Below are 14,394 nucleotides of genomic sequence, written 5' to 3' on the forward strand. Positions count from 1 at the left end.
ACATGTCACGCATCGACGAAAGCATGGAATTCATTCCGGTTCGGATCGCCGTTCTGACCGTCTCGGATACGCGGTCGCTAGACGATGACCGCTCGGGTCAGACATTGGTCGACCGGATCGAACGCGCGGGTCATTCGGTGGCCGACCGCAAGATCATCCGCGATGAGCGCGGTGAGATCGCGGCGCAGTTGCGGCTGTGGGCCGGTGACCCGGACATTGACGTGGTGATCTCGACCGGCGGCACCGGTTTGACCGGCCGCGATGTGACGGTTGAGGCGCACCGGGACGTCTATGAAAAGGAAATTGAGGCATTCGGCACTGTTTTCACCCTCATTTCGATGGAAAAGATCGGCACATCAGCGGTGCAATCCCGCGCCACGGGTGGCGTGGCCGAAGGCACTTATCTGTTTGCACTGCCCGGCAGCCCCGGTGCCTGCAAGGACGCCTGGGACGGTATTTTAGAAAAACAGTTCGATTACCGGCATCGTCCCTGCAATTTCGTGGAAATAATGCCAAGATTGGACGAACATCTCCGACGGAAGTAGACTGGTTGCACGTATAACTGATTGTAACCGCTTTGTGGCTTGGCATTTTTCCGTGCCCGGCTACGTTTTGCATATGGTAGCCTGATGCGACCGGGGTAAGTGATAGATGCGATTTTTGAGGCAAAGCCTTGTTGGTGTCTTTCTGGCGTTTCTAACGCTGGCCTTGGTATTTGTCGCGGTACAGCTGATTGTCAGCGCGGTGCAAGAAGCCCTGAACCGCGACAGTGAGCCACCCGAGGGCCGCGAACGCATTTTTGCCGTCAGCGTGCAACCGGCTGAGTTAGAGACGGTAACCCCCTATCTCGAAGCCTTTGGCGAGGTGCAAAGCCGCCGCCGCCTGGAGCTGCGCGCCGCATTGGGCGGGCGCGTGATCTCGTTGGCTGAGGATTTTGAGGATGGCGGCGTCGTCACCACCGGCGAGGTTCTGGTCGAACTGGACCCGGCTGACGCACAATCGGCCCTGGACCGCGCCAAGTCCGACCTGCTGGACGCTCAGTTCGAGGAACGCGATGCCGAACGCTCACTGCTTTTGGCGCAGGATGAGTTGAACTCGGCCGAGGCGCAGGCGGCCTTGCGTGGACGTGCCATGCAGCGTCAGAAGGATTTGCAAAGCCGCGGGGTGGGCACGCCTGCCGCCGCAGAAGAGGCCGAACTGGCCGAAGCGGCCGCACAGCAGGCGGTTCTGGCGCGTCGTATCGCACTGGCGCAGGCGGAATCGCGCGTCGATCAGGCAACCACGTTGCTGGCCCGTGCCCGTATCGCGCTTGAGGCCGCTGAACGCGATCTGGACGACATGACCGTCCGCGCGCGGTTTGCCGGGACGCTGACGGATGTGACCCTGGTCGAGGGCCGGTTGGTTGCGGCGAATGAAAAACTGGCGGAATTAGTGGATCCCAACGCGCTTGAGGTCGCGTTCCGTGTCTCGACTGCGCAGTTTGTGCGCCTATTGGATGCCCAGGGTAATCTGATCGAGGCGCCGGTGACTGTATCGCTTGAGGTAACAGGAACCGATCTGATCGCCACGGGGCGCATCAGCCGCGACAGTGGATCAGCGGGTGAGGGGCAGACTGGCCGTCTGATCTATGCCCGTCTGGACGACGCGCCCGGTTTCAAGCCCGGCGATTTCGTTACGGTCACAGTACAGGAACAACAGCTGGACAATGTGGTGCGTTTGCCATCATCGGTTCTTGATGCGGCGGGCACGGTGCTGGTGCTGGGCCCCGATGACAGGCTCGAGGCGCTGCCTGTACAACTGATCCGTCGCCAGGGCGATGAGGTGTTGTTGCGCGGTGATGGTCTGGTCGGGCGCGAGGTGGTTGTTGGCCGGACGCCGCTGTTGGGTGGCGGGGTTCGGGTGCGGCCACTGCGGATCGAGGCCAATGCCGGTGCGGAACCGGACATGGTTGAATTGTCGGATGAACAGCGCGCCCAACTGGTGGCGCGGGTCGAGGCCAGCGATCAGATGCCGAACGACGTCAAGGCTCGTGTTCTGGGACAATTGAGCGAGAGCCGTGTCCCGGCCTCACTGGTGCGCAGCATCGAGACCCGGGCAGGAGGGTAAGCGCCATGATGCGCGACATCCCCGGCGCGGCGGGCGGTATCCTCAGCTACTTCACCCGCCACCGGACGGTGGCCAACCTGCTGTTGCTGGTGATGCTGGTGCTGGGTGCGGCGGCGATCCCGTCGATGCGGGCGCAATTCTTCCCGGACGTCATCCTTGAACGTGTCGATGTCAATGTCGAATGGGAAGGTGCGGGCCCCGAGGATGTGGACAATGGCATCGTCCAGCTGCTGGAACCCGCTCTGCTGGCGGTCGAAGGGGTTGCCAGCGCGATTTCGACCTCGCGCGAGGGGCGCGCCAATATCCGACTGGAGTTCGAGCCAAACTGGGACATGTCGCGCGCCGTAGATGAGGTCAGAACTGCCGTCGACAGTGTGACCAACCTGCCTGATGACGCCGAAGAACCCTCGATCCGGCGTGGTGCATGGCGGGATCGTGTGACGGATGTGGTCGTGACCGGCCCCGTTGACCCGGATCAACTGGCCAAGTTCACCGACGAGATGATCAACCGCCTGTTTGCCGCTGGCGTGACCCGCACCACGATTCGCGGCCTTGCCGCGCCGCGCGTGGTGGTCGAAGTGCCAACGGCGCAATTGATCGCCAATGACATCACCCTGTCCGAGATTGCGCAGGCCATAGCCGCCGAAGCGATGGCCAGCCCCGCAGGTGATGTCACGGGCGCCAATGCGCGCATCCGTACCGGCACCGAAAAGCGCACCCCCGAAGAGATTGAGGGCATTGCGCTGCGCAATTTTGCCGATGGCTCAAAACTTTTTATCGGGGATGTTGCGGATATTCGGGTGGAAGGCGTCAATCGCATTCGCAGTTACTTTGTTGGCGAAAACCCCGCCATGTCGGTGCGCATCGACCGTTCGAACCTGGGGGATGCGATCCAGATTCAGCGCTCGGTCGAGGATGTGGTGGCCGAACTGCAGGCCAGCCTGCCCGAAGGAGTGACGATCGAGCTGATCCGCACACGTGCGCAGGCGATCACCGACCGCCTGGATATTCTGGTGGACAACGGTCTGATGGGGTTGGGCCTTGTGGTGTGCCTACTGTTTTTGTTCCTGAATGCGCGTATCGCCTTCTGGGTTGCGGCGGGTATCCCGGTGGCAATGTCAGCGGCGATTGCGTTCATGTATATCGGCGGGCTGTCGATCAACATGATTTCGCTGTTCGGGCTGATCATCACGCTGGGCATCGTGGTCGATGACGCCATTGTTGTTGGCGAACACGCCGATTTCCGTGCCCGCCGCCTAGGCGAGGCCCCGATTGTGGCCGCCGAACGTGCTGCGCGGCGCATGGCGATGCCGGTATTCGCCGCCACCCTGACCACCGTGATCGCCTTTTTTGGCCTGACTGCCATCGGCGGACGGTTTGGGGAACTGATCTATGACATCCCGTTTACTGTGATTGCGGTGCTGATCGCCTCGTTGATCGAATGTTTCCTGATCCTGCCCAACCACATGGCTCATGCCATTGCTCATTCGGCGAAAGAACATTGGTATGACTTGCCCAACCGCGTTGTCAATCGCGGATTTCGCTGGGTGCGCGATCACCTGTTCCGCCCGCTGATCGCCTGGGTGGTTTGGGCCCGCTATGTGGTTGTGGCCGTGATGGTGGTGATCCTGGCCAGCCAGATTGCGCTATTTATCAAAGGTGACGTGAACTGGCGCTTTTTCAACGCGCCCGAACGCGGCTCGGTCACTGGCAACTTTATCATGGCCGAAGGTGCGACCCGCGAAGATACGCTGGCGATGATGCGCGAGATTCAGCGCGCTGCCGAAGAACTGGGACAGATTTACGAAGAACGCCATGGCCGCAATCCTATCGATTATGTGTTGGCCGAGGTGGGTGGAAATGCCGGATGGTTCAACCCGCCCGCCGCAGAAGGCAAGGATCAGGACTTGCTGGGCGGGATTTCAATCGAGCTGATCGACGCCGACCTGCGCCCCTATTCCAGCTTTGAGTTCGTGGGTGAGTTACAGGATTTTGTACCGCGCCATCCCAAGGTCGAGATGCTGACCTTCCGCGGCTGGCGATCCGGGCCCGGCGGTGATTCAATCGAGGTGCAGTTCTATGGCGCCGACGTGAACACGCTCAAAGCAGCGTCCGAAGATCTGCGGGCCGAATTGGCGAAATACCCCGAGGTTTCGGCGCTGCAGGACGACCTGGCCTATGACAAGGAAGACTTCATTCTGGATCTGACACCCATAGGGCAGGCGCTGGGTTTTCGTATGGAAACACTGAGCCGTGTGTTGCGGGATCGTCTGAACGGGATCGAGGCCGCGACTTTCCCCGATGGTCCGCGCAGCGCCGAAATCCGTGTCGAATTGCCCGAAGGTGAACTGACCGCCGATTTTCTGGAACGCACCCTTATGCGCACGCCGGATGGCGTTTATGTGCCGCTGGCCGATATCGTCTCGGTCGAGCGCAAGTCGGGCTTTTCGACGGTGCGGCGCAATAACGGCCTGCGGGTGATTACGGTGGGGGGTGACATATCCGAGGATGATCCGGCCCGTGCGGCGGAAATTGCCCGGGCGCTGAATGACGAGATCCTGCCCAATATCGCCGCCGAACGGCAGGTCGAATGGCGGTTGACGGGCCTGAGCGAGCAAGAAGATGAATTCCTGACCGAGGCGCGCACTGGCCTTATCCTGTGTCTGACCGGGATCTACCTTGTGCTGGCCTGGGTTTTTGCCAGCTGGACGCGACCTTTGGTGGTGATGGCGATCATTCCGTTTGGATTGGTGGGCGCGATCTGGGGGCACTATATATGGGATGTGCCGCTGAGCATGTTTACCGTGATCGGCCTGCTGGGGATGACTGGGATCATCATCAACGACTCGATCGTTCTGGTCACGACCATCGACGCCTATCAGCGAGAGCGGGGATTGGTGCCGTCGATTGTCGAAGGCACGGCGGATCGACTCAGACCCGTGATGCTGACGACGCTGACGACGGTTTTGGGGCTGACACCGTTGCTGTATGAAGGTTCGCAACAGGCGCAGTTCCTCAAACCTTCGGTGATCACGCTGGTGTACGGGCTGGGTTTCGGAATGTTTCTGGTGTTGTTACTGGTGCCGGCGCTGCTGGCTATTCTAAACGACCTGTCACGCCCGATGACTGCGTTGCGCCGGGCGATGCGGGCACCGGATCGAGTGGTGCAGGGCACGGTGATGGCCACCGGGCTTGTGTTGCTGCTGTGGTTTGGCATGACGATGATTTGGCCCGCGATTACTGGCGCGCCAGTTGGTTTGTTGTCAGGGCTCTACCCGGGGGATGAGGGCATCGCGGCGCTGCATATGGGGCTGGGAGCGTTCCTTGCCGGTGCGCTACCAATTCTGATGCTAAGCGTCGTGTTGTCCGGCTTGCTTTACGTGCGGCTCAAGGGACGGGCGGCCTGACGCGCCTGCAGCGCGGTTTCCAGCAGATCGACGACTCGATCACTCATGGGCAGGTCACTTTGTCTGATCTGATCTATCGAAAACCAGCGGGCGTCCAGCGCATCGTCCCCTGCGACGGGAGAACCTGAACGATATTCACAAGCGACCCCGACCAGCAGGTAATGCGACTGCACAACGCCATGCTCGTCGCGGCGCAGCAAATCCAGATTATCAAGGTAACGCAGCGGTTCCGCGATGACCGAGGTTTCCTCGCGCAACTCCCTTTGCGCGGCTTGCATCACCGTTTCGCCCCATTCCACATGCCCGCCGGGAAATCCCCAGAGCCCCGCATCTGGCTGTTTGCTGCGCTGCACCAGCAGCACGCGGGTTTCATGCACAACAACGGCCAGCGCGCCGATCTTAGGAGTACTCCCCATCTCTCAGCCCGCGCTACATCCCTGAATGTCGACGGCATGATTGGCGCCCAGCACCGTGATCCGTATGTCGGACCGGTCCAGCGCAAATGGTCCACCCGAGGCGCTGATCACCTCGGATGTGGCCACCAGGGTCCCGCCCTGCCGTGCCGTTTCGGGTTCCGAGGCCCAAAGCGTGGGGTTTCCCGGTTCGATCACTGCAACCTCGCGCCCTCCGGCCGAGGGCATGGTTACGCGGGCTTCGATCCGCATACCGTCTGATGTGGGGGTCAGATGACAGCTGGCGGCAGTCACCTGAGCCTCTTTCGCGGAATAGGGGCGTTGGGCCAGTGCTGCGGCAATGGCTGGGTTGCGCCCAGCGTCAGCGTCCAGCGTATGGTCGAAATCCAACGTCTCGGGGATGCAGACATCCTTGCAGACGCCCAAATCCATTTCCCCACGCAACCGCACGGGTTTGGCGGGGTCGCTTGGAGTAATTTCAACAGGCAGCACCAGTTGATCGGCATAGCCCAGCGATTGCAGGCCATTTTGTACAAATACGTGGGGCGCAGGCCAGGTGATCGCCACATCACCCACATTTTGCGAGCGGTTCCAATCAAACTGCGGCGGAATACCAGCGTCACCGGGTGCGCGCCAATAGGTTTTCCAGCCGTCCTTCAGCGTCAGCCGCAGCGCCCCCAGATAGGTGCCATTGGCCGTACGCCCACCATCAAGCACATCCAGTTGCACAACGTCGTCCTCAACCTGCGCATGGGCGGGCGCGGTCAGGGCAAAACAGGCGGTCAGGGCGGCCGCGGTTGATTTAAGATAACGCGTCATACTCCATAGATGCGTGGTCTTGCCGGTGATTCCAAGTCACGTTCCGGTCACTGGGGTGAAATCTGGCAAAATGTGACCTGATCCCTTGCCAACCCCCACGTGCCGGGGCCATTGTTGAAGGAAGACGAAGCAAGAGTTTTAAATCCATGGATCTGACCGGAAAACTGTTGATCGCGATGCCTGGAATGGGTGATCCACGTTTCGATCACTCGGTGGTGTATATCTGCAGCCATGGCGAGGACGGGGCAATGGGCCTGATTGTCAACAAACCGTCGGATTTGCGGATCAAAACCCTGCTCAGCCAGTTGAACATCGCCTGCAGCATCCCTGTCGTGGGCGAACGTCTGGTTCATTTTGGCGGCCCGGTCGAGATGTCGCGCGGATTTGTCCTGCACAGCGCGGATTACGATGCCAACCTGCATTCCATGCAAATCTCGGATGATTTCAGCATGACCGCGACATTGGATGTGCTCGAGGATCTGGCCTCGGGGCGGGGGCCTTTGAACTCGATGCTGGCGCTGGGATATTCCGGTTGGGGTCCCGACCAACTTGAAGATGAGATCGCCATGAACGGTTGGCTGACCACCGAGGCGACCTCGAAACTGGTGTTCGATGTGCCCGATGATGAAAAGTGGGAGGCTGCGCTGGCGACGCTGGGTGTTGACCCGCTGACCCTGTCGGCCAGCGCCGGGCGCGCCTGATCAGCTGTCGCGCGGCGCGGCGGCGCGGCGCAGGCGGTCATTGATAGCCGCGCCCAACCCATGATCGGGGATCGGTGACACCGCAATCGGGCGGCCTGTGGTGTTCAACCTGTGCAGGGCCGAGAACAGGTTTGCGGCGGCTTCGGTCAAATCACCGCTATCTGACAGGTTCAGATCACACGGAACAGCGCCAAACCCCAGCAAAACCTCGTCACCCTGCGGGCCGGCCGCATTCAGGCGCACGGGTGCGTCGGGGGCGTAGTGCGATTGCAACTGGCCCGGCGCGGTCAGTACATCCGAGGCCTGATGCAGGTGCAGTTGTGTATTCAAAACGGTTTCGATCTGTTCCAGCGCCACACCGCCGGGGCGCAGCAATGCGGGCTCTCCGGCCAGTCCAACGATGGTGGATTCCAGACCAATACCGCAGGGGCCGTCATCCAGTATGGCCGCGATACGCCCATTCAGACCCGCGCGCACGTGATCGGCAGTCGTAGGGCTGATCTGACCCGAGGGGTTGGCCGATGGCGCTGCCACCGGCCCATCAAAGGCTGATAGCAACGCCCGAGCGGTGCCATGCGCGGGCACCCGAACCGCCAGCGTATCCAGCCCGGCAGTGACCAGCGGTGAAATCCCGTGCCCCTGACGCAGAGGAAGAACCATTGTCAGGGGGCCGGGCCAGAATGCGGCAGCCAGCGTCTCGGCCCGCTCGGACCATTCGACATATCGCTGCGCTGCCTCGGCAGAGGCCACATGCGCAATCAAAGGGTTAAAGCTCGGTCGTCCCTTGGCGGCATAAATGCTGGCCACGGCTTCGGTATTGCGGGCATCGCCGCCCAACCCATAGACAGTTTCAGTGGCGAAGGCGACCAGCAGGCCTTGCCGCAGCAGGTCAGCTGCCTGTGCGATTCCGCCCGGATCGGCGGCTAAATCCAAAGTGCCGTTAGGGTTCATTTCATGTGACGCCGCGTTTTGATTGCTTGCAGAACAAGGCCAGTTACGTTTCCGACCAATCAAGGATGCATAAAGGTGGGCATTGCAATTTCCAACCCCACCCGCCAAAAACCGACCCAAACAGACCCGGGGGAAGACATGCCATACCGCGCGCCCATTTCCGACTATGAATTGTTGTTCCGCCACGTCGTCGGATTCGATCAAATCGCGGCGACCGAGAAGTTTTCGGAAGCCAGCGAAGATGTGGTCGGTGCGATCCTGTCTGAGGCCGGCAAGATGTGCGAAGAGGTAATGGCCCCGCTGCAACGCCCCGGTGATCTGGAGCCATCGCGGTTGGAAAATGGCGTGTTGCGTACATCGCCCGGTTACGTAGATGGGTGGAAAGCGATTGCCGAAGGCGGTTGGATCGGGATGAGCGGCGATCCAGAATTCGGTGGTATGGGCCTGCCGATGGTCCTGACCACCGCTGTAAATGAGATGATGTCGGCCGCGTGCTTGTCGCTGCAACTGGCACCGTTGATGACGCAAGGCCAGATCGAAGCGCTGGAACATCACGCCAGTGACGAGCTGAAATCTCTGTACTTGCCCAAGATGATGACGGGCGAATGGTCGGGCACCATGAACCTGACCGAAGCGCAGGCCGGATCGGATGTGGGGGCTTTGTCTTCCAAGGCAGTGCCCAACGGCGACGGGACCTATTCGGTTTCGGGTCAGAAGATCTTTATCTCTTGGGGTGACAACGACTTTACCGAGAATGTATGCCATCTGGTGCTGGCGCGTCTGCCGGATGGTGTGCCTGGAACCAAGGGGATTTCGCTGTTTTTGGTGCCCAAGTACCTGCCCGATGAAAACGGCAATCCCGGTGTGGCCAACGATCTGAAAGTGGTGTCGCTGGAACATAAGATGGGCCTGCACGGCTCACCGACCTGTGTGATGCAATATGACGGGGCCAAGGGCTGGCTTGTTGGTAAGGAACATGGCGGCATGGCTGCGATGTTCACCATGATGAACAATGCCCGCCTGGGTGTTGGTGGTCAGGGTGTTGGGGCTGCCGAGGGTGCCTACCAGCACGCGCTGGCCTATGCGATGGACCGCAAGCAGGGCAAGACGCCCTCGGGCACCATCATCGACCATGCGGACGTGCGCCGGATGCTGATGAGCATGCGCGCCGATACCTTTGCCGCGCGCGCCATCATGCTGGCCAATGCGGCTGCTATCGATATGGCCACGGCCACCGGTGACGCCGAATGGTCCGCACGCGCCGCGCTGCTGACCCCGATCTGCAAGGCCTTCGGAACTGAAACAGGCATGCGCGTCTCGGAAACCGGTGTGCAGGTTCACGGCGGAATGGGGTTCATCGAGGAAACGGGCGCAGCCCAATATTACCGCGACGTCCGCGTCACCGCGATTTATGAGGGCACCAACGGCATTCAGGCCATGGACCTTGTGGCGCGCAAGATGATGGATGGGGGCGAAGCAGCCTCGCGCTTGTTGGACGAGATCGAGGATCACGCCGAACAGGCCCGCGCCAGCCTGCCGGGTCTGGCGGGTCCCGTATGGGAGGCGACCGAAAGCCTGCGCGAAGCCACCGAGTGGATCGTGGCGCAATCGGACTTGAACGCTCGGTTTGCCGGAGCTGTGCCTTATCTGTACGCCTTCGCCCGCGTTTTGGGCGCGCATTACCACCTGAAGGCGGCGCTGGCTGACCCCGAAGGTCCGCGCCTGAAACTGGCGCGGTACTACATCAACGCATTGCTGCCGGAATATGCCGGTCTGCTGACGCAGGCGCAGAACGGGGCCGAGGACATCTATGCGCTCACCCCTGAGGAGCTGGCGGTGTAATGGACGGGGATACACCTTTGGCAATCCGCTATCCTTGGCCTGAGCCTCCGGCGCAGGGCGAGGCGATCGAGGTTGCTGAAGGGGTGCTGTGGATGCGCCTGCCGCTGCCCATGGCGCTGGATCACGTCAACATCTATGCGCTGGACGATGGCGATGGATGGACAGTGATCGACACGGGCATGTCTTCGAACAAGACCCGTCGCATCTGGGAAACCCTAATGGGGGGTCCGCTGGGCGGCAAGCCGATCAACCGGGTTGTCGTGACCCATCACCATCCCGACCACGTGGGCAATGCAGGCTGGTTTCAATCGGAACACGGCGTGGAACTAGTGGCCTCGCGTACCGCATGGCTTTTCTCGCGCATGCTGCAGCTGGATGTGCAGGAAAGCTGGCCGCAGGAAACGCTGGATTATTACCGCAGCGCGGGCATGGACGCGGGTGTTCTGGCCAAACGGATGACCGAGCGCCCGTTCAACTATTGCGACACGGTCTATCCTATGCCTCTGGGATTTACCCGGATCAAGCAGGGCAGCGTCATCCGCATGGGTGGCCGTGACTGGGACGTGCATATGGGCAACGGGCACGCCCCTGAACATGCCACGTTCTGGAGCCGCGATGACAATCTGGTGATCACCGGGGATCAGATCCTCAGCTCGATCAGTCCCAATCTGGGCGTCTATGTCACCGAACCTTTGGCTGATCCCGTGGCCGAGTGGCTGGAGGCATGTGAGCGTCTGCAAGGCTTGGCGCGGCCTGATCATCTGGCGCTGGGTGGGCACAAGCTGCCTTTTACCGGCTTGCCGCTGCGCATGAAGCAATTGATCGACAACCACCACGGCGCGCTGGACCGGTTGCAGGACTATCTTGACCAACCCAAAACCGCGGCCGATTGTTTCATGCCTCTATTCAAGCGCCAGATCAAAGAAGGCGAGTACGGGCTGGCTTTGGTCGAAGCGGTTGCACATCTGAACCATCTTTACCACATTGGAACTGTCAACCGGACGCGCCGCGCTGACGGGGCGTGGGAGTTTCAGCGCAAAGGGTAAAGCCATGCAGGACCAGATCGAAACATCGGCCGAGGCAGCAGAAGCGGCAGCTTTGCCCCGTTGCTATGAGGTCCACGCCAACCCGGACGCGAAATCCGGTGCCAAGGATCTGCCCGGACAGCTGCAAAAACCGGTCGAGACCAAAAGCCCGGCGCAATGGGCTTATGAGCGGCTGATCTTGTATATCCAGAACTTCGAACAAACGCTGACCGGTGATCAAGAGGTCGCCATGGGCTTTACCGGTGGCGATGCGGGCGTGATGCGGATCGAGGGCATGGGTTATTTTGATCCCGATATCATCACTTTTTACGGCTCGGACGCGACCGGTGCGCGAACCCAGCTGGTGCAGCATGTCAGCCAACTGAATGTGATGCTGCGGGCCCTGCCCAAGTCGGTCGAGGACAAGCCCGCCAATCGCATTGGATTCCGGTTGGCCAAGGATCTGGAAGAAAGCTGATCCTCTGACTTGCAATTCACGTCTGCGCAGCCTTGAATGAGTGCAACATTCAAGGGGGCCACGTGACCAGTTTCTCAGCCGTTACAACCGCCTACAGGCGCGCCTGGGCGCGCCGTCGCGTGTTCGTGCCGATCTACATCGCCGTGCGCCTGCTGCTGGTGGCATTGATTGCACCGGGCGTGGCGATCACCGTAAACTTTGCCGTGTCGCTGTCGAATCAAACCGCGCTGACGGATCAGGCCATCGCCGCCTTTATCCTGTCACCCGCCGGTTTCATCGCTGCTGTTGCTGTGCTGAGCCTGTTTCTTCTGGCCGAAGTGTTTGTTTTCTCGGTCATGGCCGCATCGTTGCGGATGGGCGAAGCCGATCCATGGCGCGCGGGCAGTTCCGCCATCGGCCTGATCCTGTCGCGCCTTCCGGCACTATTTGGATTTGCCGTGCGCTTCGTGCTGCGCGTTCTGCTGCTGGTGCTGCCTTTTGCTGTGGTTGCAGCACTGATCGCGTGGTGGACGCTGACCGAATATGACATCAACTATTACCTGACCTTCCATCCGCCCTCGTTCTGGGTCGCGGTGGTATTGATCGGAGCGGTAGTTCTGGTCATGGCCTGGGTGTTGATCCGCAGGCTCTCGGCTTGGGCGCTGTCGCTGCATCTGGTGCTGTTCGAAAATGTCCACCCTGGGCATGCCTTTAACATCAGCACGACCCGGATGGAGGGCAAACGCGGACGCCTCAAGATCGAGCTGGCGATATGGCTGATCCTGCGTCTGATCATCGCTGCGCTGATTGCCTGGGTGGCGGGTATCCTGTTCGCCATCGTTCCCCTGCAGGGCGCCAGCCATCTGCGTCTGGCCTTGCTTTACAGCCTGTTGGTGGCAGGAGTTTGGTCATTGGCCGGATTGGTGCTGGCGGCGACTGCGTTGGGCGCTTTGGCAGTGATGCTGGATGGTTTTTTTGAGATCAAGACAGACGAGCCATTGCATCCCGAACCCGGCAGTCTGCGTATACCGCTGTTGGCAACCGTCGGCGCAGCCGTGGTGGCTGTGTTGATCGGGTTGTGGTTTGGTCAGCATTTGCTGGAACGTGTGCAAGCTCCCGACCGTGCCGAGGTCATCGGTCATCGCGGCGCCGCGGCGGTGCGCCCGGAAAACACTATGGCCGCAGTGCTCAAGGCCATCGAAGACGGTGCGGACTGGGTTGAAATCGATGTGCAGGAAACGGCGGATGACGTGGTGATCGTCGCCCATGATAGCGATTTCATGAAACTTGCGGGCGTGAACCTTAAGGTCTGGGATGCGACGATGGAGGATGTCGCCCAGATCGACATCGGCAGCTGGTTTGGTCCCGAATACGCCGATGAACGCACCCCGACTCTGCGTGAGGTGCTTGAGGCCGCAAAAGGTAAAGCTAAGGTCATCATCGAGCTGAAATATTACGGCCATGATGTCGATCTGGAAAACCGCGTGGTGGCCCTTGTCGAAGAGTTGGGGATGCAGGACGACATTGCCACCATGTCGCTGAAATACCCCGCCGTGCAAAAGATGAAGTCCATCCGCCCCGATTGGCGGGCTGGCGTTCTGGCGGCAACGGCGGTGGGTGACCTAACAGGGCTTGAGGGCGATTTCCTTGCCGTCAACGCCGCGATGGCGACGCCGGGTCTGGTGCGCTCGGTCCATGAGGCGGGCAAGGATATTTATGTCTGGACAGTGAATGATCCGTTGCAGATGTCGGCCATGGCCTCGATGGGGGTGGATGGGCTGATTACCGACCGTCCTGCAATGGCCAACGAGGTACTGCGGGTGCGGGCCGAAATGGGCCCGGCCGAGCGGTTGTTGTTGTGGATGGCGACCACCTTTGGCATGTCCATCGACACAGAGGCGATGCGCGATGAAAGCCCATAAGCTGGCGGCCTTGCTAGCAGTAATGGCCGCCTCGGCAACGGCACAGGAATTCATGCGAAACATCGAAATGCCAGCCCACCGCGCGCTGATCGCGCAACGTGGGGATGCCGAGCCCATTCCCTTTGAAACAGATGGCTGTTCCGGCGGTTTGTCGGCCAGTTGGCGCTTTGTGGCTGAAACCTTCCCCAAATTCAGCGCGCTATACGAGGCGCACCCGCCGTGGGAATATTGCTGCGTGACCCATGACCGCGCCTACCACAACGCTGGTGGCGCATCGAACGCCGAGCAAAGCTTTGACGCGCGCCAGTCGGCGGATGACACGCTGCGCGCCTGCGTCAAACAGCACGGCGATGACCATGCCGAGGATTATGCCCAACGCTATGACATGACCCCCGACCAGATTCGTACGGCACACTTCTTTACGGCAGAGGCGATGTATACCGCCGTGCGTTTGGGCGGCGGGCCCTGTTCCGGCCTGCCCTGGCGGTGGGGGTTTGGTTATCCGGGATGTTCCGTGTTTCAATCCGTGACCCCTGCGCGCGAATGACGTGGTGACAGGCCTCGATTTTTCGATTATCCAACATCTCAAACACGCGAATTAGGAATCTCTGAGTCATGGCTGAATACAAGCACGGCGAAATGGACATCACCGTCCAAACCAAAACCTTCAACGGTTTCATCAAGGCCACCACATGGTGCGTGGTTGCGATTGCTTTCCTTTGCCTGTTCCTGGCGGTCTTCGCCGCGTAAT

Annotated in this window: 13 protein-coding genes; 10 read left to right on the forward strand and 3 right to left on the reverse strand. The window is 60.5% G+C overall.

Annotation, left to right across the window (positions count from 1 at the left end):
* Positions 1-2 precede the first annotated feature (2 nt).
* The 3 genes from moaB (at position 3) to ACR3EP_RS16500 (ending at position 5,513) form a co-directional block, all read left to right on the forward strand.
* Complete coding sequence (gene moaB / locus ACR3EP_RS16490; protein ID WP_170350700.1) at positions 3-545, forward strand: molybdenum cofactor biosynthesis protein B; 543 nt, start codon at positions 3-5, stop codon at positions 543-545.
* 106 nt (positions 546-651) lie between these two features.
* A complete protein-coding gene (locus tag ACR3EP_RS16495) occupies positions 652-2,106 on the forward strand; it encodes an efflux RND transporter periplasmic adaptor subunit (protein WP_226689303.1) in 1,455 nt (484 codons plus the stop codon).
* Between the two features lie 5 nt (positions 2,107-2,111).
* A complete protein-coding gene (locus ACR3EP_RS16500; protein WP_480638691.1) occupies positions 2,112-5,513 on the forward strand; it encodes an efflux RND transporter permease subunit in 3,402 nt (1,133 codons plus the stop codon).
* Here ACR3EP_RS16500 and ACR3EP_RS16505 read toward each other — a convergent pair.
* Together ACR3EP_RS16505 and ACR3EP_RS16510 are read right to left on the reverse strand one after the other, a co-directional pair.
* Positions 5,483-5,929 carry an NUDIX hydrolase gene (locus ACR3EP_RS16505; protein ID WP_480638692.1) on the reverse strand — a complete coding sequence of 149 codons (447 nt, stop codon included), beginning with the start codon at positions 5,927-5,929 and terminating at the stop codon, positions 5,483-5,485. The genes ACR3EP_RS16500 and ACR3EP_RS16505 overlap by 31 nt on opposite strands.
* Before the next feature lie 3 nt (positions 5,930-5,932).
* Positions 5,933-6,745, reverse strand: a complete 813-nt coding sequence (locus tag ACR3EP_RS16510; RefSeq protein WP_480638693.1) for a protein-disulfide reductase DsbD domain-containing protein — start codon at positions 6,743-6,745, stop codon at positions 5,933-5,935.
* 146 nt (positions 6,746-6,891) lie between these two features.
* Between ACR3EP_RS16510 and ACR3EP_RS16515 the strand changes: the two genes are divergently transcribed.
* Complete coding sequence (locus tag ACR3EP_RS16515) at positions 6,892-7,446, forward strand: YqgE/AlgH family protein (RefSeq protein WP_170350691.1); 555 nt, start codon at positions 6,892-6,894, stop codon at positions 7,444-7,446.
* Here ACR3EP_RS16515 and ACR3EP_RS16520 read toward each other — a convergent pair whose 3' ends face one another.
* Positions 7,447-8,397 carry an L-threonylcarbamoyladenylate synthase gene (locus ACR3EP_RS16520; RefSeq protein WP_480638694.1) on the reverse strand — a complete coding sequence of 317 codons (951 nt, stop codon included), beginning with the start codon at positions 8,395-8,397 and terminating at the stop codon, positions 7,447-7,449.
* A gap of 138 nt (positions 8,398-8,535) precedes the next feature.
* Here ACR3EP_RS16520 and ACR3EP_RS16525 point away from each other — a divergent pair, with 138 nt between their 5' ends.
* The 6 genes from ACR3EP_RS16525 (at position 8,536) to ACR3EP_RS16550 (ending at position 14,393) form a co-directional block, all read left to right on the forward strand.
* Positions 8,536-10,239, forward strand: a complete 1,704-nt coding sequence (locus ACR3EP_RS16525) for an acyl-CoA dehydrogenase family protein (RefSeq protein WP_480638695.1) — start codon at positions 8,536-8,538, stop codon at positions 10,237-10,239.
* The gene (locus tag ACR3EP_RS16530; RefSeq protein WP_170551684.1) at positions 10,239-11,285 is read left to right on the forward strand and encodes an MBL fold metallo-hydrolase; all 1,047 of its coding nucleotides are present in this window, start codon (positions 10,239-10,241) and stop codon (positions 11,283-11,285) included. Before ACR3EP_RS16525 ends, ACR3EP_RS16530 begins: the two co-directional genes overlap by 1 nt.
* 4 nt (positions 11,286-11,289) lie before the next feature.
* The gene (locus ACR3EP_RS16535) at positions 11,290-11,742 is read left to right on the forward strand and encodes a DUF6173 family protein (RefSeq protein ID WP_170350687.1); all 453 of its coding nucleotides are present in this window, start codon (positions 11,290-11,292) and stop codon (positions 11,740-11,742) included.
* Between the two features lie 62 nt (positions 11,743-11,804).
* Entirely contained in the window at positions 11,805-13,643 is a 1,839-nt protein-coding gene (locus tag ACR3EP_RS16540; protein ID WP_480638696.1) for a glycerophosphodiester phosphodiesterase, read from the forward strand.
* A complete protein-coding gene (locus ACR3EP_RS16545; RefSeq protein WP_480638697.1) occupies positions 13,630-14,190 on the forward strand; it encodes a hypothetical protein in 561 nt (186 codons plus the stop codon). Before ACR3EP_RS16540 ends, ACR3EP_RS16545 begins: the two co-directional genes overlap by 14 nt.
* A 68-nt stretch (positions 14,191-14,258) precedes the next feature.
* Positions 14,259-14,393 (forward strand): aa3-type cytochrome c oxidase subunit IV, encoded by a 135-nt coding sequence (locus ACR3EP_RS16550; protein ID WP_058281864.1) that lies wholly within the window; start codon positions 14,259-14,261, stop codon positions 14,391-14,393.
* Position 14,394: the final 1 nt, after the last annotated feature.

Source organism: Ruegeria sp. BB10, from assembly GCF_056535725.1.

What these genes read in the sequence shown, in the direction of transcription:
- moaB (WP_170350700.1), top strand. Translation starts at nt 3, where the DNA reads ATGTCACGCATCGACGAAAGCATGGAATTCATTCCGGTTCGGATCGCC.
- ACR3EP_RS16495 (WP_226689303.1), top strand. Translation starts at nt 652, where the DNA reads ATGCGATTTTTGAGGCAAAGCCTTGTTGGTGTCTTTCTGGCGTTTCTA.
- ACR3EP_RS16500 (WP_480638691.1), top strand. Translation starts at nt 2,112, where the DNA reads ATGATGCGCGACATCCCCGGCGCGGCGGGCGGTATCCTCAGCTACTTC.
- ACR3EP_RS16505 (WP_480638692.1), bottom strand. Translation starts at nt 5,929, where the DNA reads ATGGGGAGTACTCCTAAGATCGGCGCGCTGGCCGTTGTTGTGCATGAA.
- ACR3EP_RS16510 (WP_480638693.1), bottom strand. Translation starts at nt 6,745, where the DNA reads ATGACGCGTTATCTTAAATCAACCGCGGCCGCCCTGACCGCCTGTTTT.
- ACR3EP_RS16515 (WP_170350691.1), top strand. Translation starts at nt 6,892, where the DNA reads ATGGATCTGACCGGAAAACTGTTGATCGCGATGCCTGGAATGGGTGAT.
- ACR3EP_RS16520 (WP_480638694.1), bottom strand. Translation starts at nt 8,397, where the DNA reads ATGAACCCTAACGGCACTTTGGATTTAGCCGCCGATCCGGGCGGAATC.
- ACR3EP_RS16525 (WP_480638695.1), top strand. Translation starts at nt 8,536, where the DNA reads ATGCCATACCGCGCGCCCATTTCCGACTATGAATTGTTGTTCCGCCAC.
- ACR3EP_RS16530 (WP_170551684.1), top strand. Translation starts at nt 10,239, where the DNA reads ATGGACGGGGATACACCTTTGGCAATCCGCTATCCTTGGCCTGAGCCT.
- ACR3EP_RS16535 (WP_170350687.1), top strand. Translation starts at nt 11,290, where the DNA reads ATGCAGGACCAGATCGAAACATCGGCCGAGGCAGCAGAAGCGGCAGCT.
- ACR3EP_RS16545 (WP_480638697.1), top strand. Translation starts at nt 13,630, where the DNA reads ATGAAAGCCCATAAGCTGGCGGCCTTGCTAGCAGTAATGGCCGCCTCG.
- ACR3EP_RS16550 (WP_058281864.1), top strand. Translation starts at nt 14,259, where the DNA reads ATGGCTGAATACAAGCACGGCGAAATGGACATCACCGTCCAAACCAAA.